This is a genomic window from Roseateles rivi (assembly GCF_043555845.1).
GTDB classification, from domain to species: Bacteria; Pseudomonadota; Gammaproteobacteria; order Burkholderiales; family Burkholderiaceae_C; genus Roseateles; species Roseateles rivi.
Map to the genome: position 1 here is coordinate 1 of NZ_JBIGHZ010000022.1, position 463 is coordinate 463.

Genomic DNA, 463 nt, shown 5'->3' on the forward strand with positions numbered 1-463 from the left:
TCAGCGAGCTGATGGCGGCCAACGTGCCGTTCAAGGAGCTGGTGGGCAAGGAGGTGAGCCTGCAGCTTGAGCTGGAGGGGCGGGGCAGCTTTGTGGCGGGGTTGCTGGGTGGTGCGGCGGTGGGGGTGGGCGCGGGGGTGCGCGAGATCAACGGGCTGGTGACGGCAGCGCGCTTTGTGCAGATGGAGGAGCGGCGCGGGCTCTACGAGATTGTGGTGGAGCCCTGGCTGACGCTGGCCACGCGCAGCAGCGACTACCGCATCTTCCAAAACCAAGACGTGGGCGAGATCGTGCAAGCCGTGCTGGCCGACTACCCCTACCCCAGCGTGCTGCGCCTCACCCACCGCTACCCCAAGCGGGAGTTCCAGGTGCAGTACGGCGAGACGGACCTGGTCTTCATCGAGCGGCTCATGCAGGAGTGGGGCCTCTACTACTACTTCGAACACCAGGGCGGGGCGCACCG

At 67.2% G+C, this 463-nt stretch carries 1 protein-coding gene; it reads left to right on the top strand.

Annotation, left to right across the window (positions count from 1 at the left end; translation table 11 throughout):
- Nucleotides 1–463: contractile injection system protein, VgrG/Pvc8 family (locus ACG0Z6_RS16620; RefSeq protein WP_394463466.1), on the top strand; the 463-nt coding region annotated here is incomplete at both ends.